Origin of the sequence: Microcystis sp. LE19-84.1B (genome assembly GCF_027531875.1) — a bacterium.
GTDB lineage: Bacteria > Cyanobacteriota > Cyanobacteriia > Cyanobacteriales > Microcystaceae > Microcystis > Microcystis panniformis.
Map to the genome: position 1 here is coordinate 1 of NZ_JAPZSR010000156.1, position 2,855 is coordinate 2,855.

Annotated in this window: 3 protein-coding genes; all 3 read left to right on the forward strand. The window is 46.7% G+C overall.

Annotated features, from left to right (window positions below):
- Positions 1 to 184: 184 nt before the first annotated feature.
- The 3 genes from O9324_RS09745 to O9324_RS09755 all read left to right on the forward strand — a co-directional run bounded on the left by O9324_RS09745 (position 185) and on the right by O9324_RS09755 (position 2,772).
- Positions 185 to 625 (forward strand): recombinase family protein, encoded by a 441-nt coding sequence (locus O9324_RS09745; protein WP_353851703.1) that lies wholly within the window; start codon positions 185 to 187, stop codon positions 623 to 625.
- A 238-nt stretch (positions 626 to 863) separates the two neighbouring features.
- Entirely contained in the window at positions 864 to 2,036 is a 1,173-nt protein-coding gene (locus tag O9324_RS09750) for a CBS domain-containing protein (RefSeq protein WP_288140079.1), read from the forward strand.
- A gap of 325 nt (positions 2,037 to 2,361) precedes the next feature.
- The gene (locus O9324_RS09755) at positions 2,362 to 2,772 is read left to right on the forward strand and encodes a hypothetical protein (protein ID WP_288140078.1); all 411 of its coding nucleotides are present in this window, start codon (positions 2,362 to 2,364) and stop codon (positions 2,770 to 2,772) included.
- The last annotated feature ends 83 nt before the right edge of the window (positions 2,773 to 2,855 follow it).

Here is a 2,855-nt window from a genome sequence, read left to right on the forward strand (position 1 = left end):
AAATGGGGCGAAAGTCTGTGGACTCTGTGTAAGACAGTACATGGTTTTTTAACTGTGGTATGCGACGGTGGTGGAAGCAGAAACTTAAATCGTGAGGTTTAGGAATCGCCGCACTTTTAGGGCGGCGAGGATGTCAACGGCTGCCCCCAATCAAAACAAATTTGCGACGTTAAGTTGCGATAATATGGTTTTGCAAGTTGTTGCATTTAGATACCCTATGACAGCGACCCCTTCCAACGATTTATCTGCCTGGGAGCGGCTAGAACAAGGCAGACAAGCAAAAGCAAACAACGGTGGTTATGCTGGCTACGGCTCCCCTGCCTTTGGACAACGATCGATCGATGGGGAATTAGTGGATGATCCGGAAGAGTGCCGGGTCATTGAACTGATTCGCCGTCATCACAAATCAGGGAAATCCTTGCAGAAGATCGCCGATTGGCTTAATGAACAGGGCTACACCACCAAACGCGGTTTACTATGGCAGCGTATTTCCGTAAAGCGAGTGCTTGATCGACTATATGGAAAGGTGTCCAGAATTTCCGGAGTAACCCCTCAGTCCGAGCATAACTCGGAAGGACTCACCCCAGCGTCTGGTGATGCCGCTCCTGAAACCATTAGAGGCTGAATAACCTCTAAATAAAAAGTTTCAGGCTTTAGCCTGTTACATCCCTCTATGATACACCGAAGTGGGTCTAAAATCTTTACGAGTTTAATAAAAATTGTAACAAAACGTTACATCTTTTAGGAAAAAGTTAAATGACGCTACACTTTGAGATAGTTTTAGAACGGGTTTTGGCAACTCTGAGAGTCTGGGTTCTTTGCCCAGTGGCTGTTCTGTCTATCTTGTCCTTTGCGATCGCAGGATGGTGCTGATGTCCCTCGATACACCTCTGAGTTGGGCCCCGGATCTGGAAAAGGCGATCAATCGCCAACCCTTGACGGTGCCGCCAACCACTTCCCTGGCAGATGCGATCGCCATGATCGGTCAGGCCCATAGTCGTCTGTGTTTACTCACCGATGACCTATCCCCTCTAGCTGCTCCGGCCGGAGAGGTGCGTGTTAGCTGTCTGCTGGTGGTGCAAGGGCAAGAGCTATTAGGAATTTTGACAGAACGGGATGTGGTGCGACTCACCGCTCAAGGAATTAACCTGACCGAGACAACCGTTGCCGATGTGATGGTGCATCCCCTGATCACGTTACCCCAGCAATCTGCTCAAGACATTTTTGCTGCCCTATTTTTGTTTCGGCGCTACCGCATTCGCCATTTGCCGATTGTGGATGACCAAGGACAGTTAATCGGGGTGATTTCCCATGAAAGTATTCGCCAGATATTGCGTCCGGCCAATCTGTTGCGGTTTCGTCGCGTATCGGATGTGATGACCACTCAAGTGGTACAGGCCTCACTCACCGCCACAGTCTTGCAATTGGCCCAGTTAATGGCCGAACATCGTGTCAGTTGTGTGGTGATCACCCAGAGAAATTCCGAAGACAATGACTACCCCGTTGGTATTGTGACAGAGCGAGATCTTGTCCAGTTTCAAGCAGTTCAAATCGATCTGCACAAAACTAAGGCCCAGACGGTGATGAGTACGCCGTTATTTCTTCTCAACCCGGAGGATTCCCTGTGGACGGCCCATCAGGAAATGCAAAAACGGCGGGTGGGGCGTTTGGTGGTTTCTTGGAACTGGGGTCGGGGGTTGGGTATTGTTACACAAACCAGTCTGTTAAGGGTTTTTGACCCGATGGAAATGTATGGGGTGATTGAAAATTTACAACAAACAATTCAACAGCTAGAGTCCGAGCGATCGCCCTCCCTTCCTTCTCCACCAGCGGACTTATTACTTCAACCAACTTGTGACCGATCAGAAAAAGAGATTGCTGGCGATCGCGAATTATTACTAGCCTTGCTGGACAATGCTTACAAAGACGTAAAGTATATGTTGACTAACTTAGATATTGTCGTCGAGCAGCGGCGATCTTTGCTTCAATCTGTTCTAGAGAAGCTTGAGTACCTCGGTCGTGAAATTAGCTCTTAGTAAGCTGTTCGGATCTCTTAGGTTTGGTGGGTAAAATGTATTCAAAAGATACATTCCTCCTAGCGAGGGGGTGGAAGGAACCACAAAGACACAGAGGACACAAAGATTGATCGATCATAGAGTAAGTTAAACTTATCACACAGAACCTAGAAGAGTCCATATCAGGACAGACAAGAGGCAAAAGGGGTAATAAATAATCAGTCTTTAATAACAGGATTTGGTATTACTACCCGGTGAGGAAAAAAATCGATCCGCCTCAAAACTCTGGCAAAATTTCACTTTTTTTAGTACAATGACCAAAAGTTAATTTACCCCTTGCCGAAAAATGTTAAAAATTCCTAACAAAGCCGCCCTCTTAGCGGCTGCAGCCTTGCTTTCCTTGCCCAGCTTGCCCATTAAGCCTGTTTTAGCCGAAGCACCCAGTCTAGGAAATGGCATTCTCTGCGTTGCTAGGGGGAAGACAGACAAAGGAACGAAAATCTATTTTTATACCTCTGTCATTGATAACGCATCGATCCAGAGAAAACGGCCCGTTGCCGTAACCATAGTGGAATCAGTGACAGACATTGCCGAAGGAGAGGTGGTGGTTATCGACAAAGAACATCAATCTATCACGATTGATGCCTTTGGAGCGGCCACTCCCCCACAAATGCAACCCGTGGGTCTTGCTCTAACAACCTATACTTTGCACGGCTACAACTTGCATTTTTTACTCAAGGACAATAATATAGTTTAAGAGTCATAATTAGAAGCAAAGCACTCATTAAAAACATGATTAACCTAGAATTCACGGAAGAAGAAAAGAACTCACTGTATTAT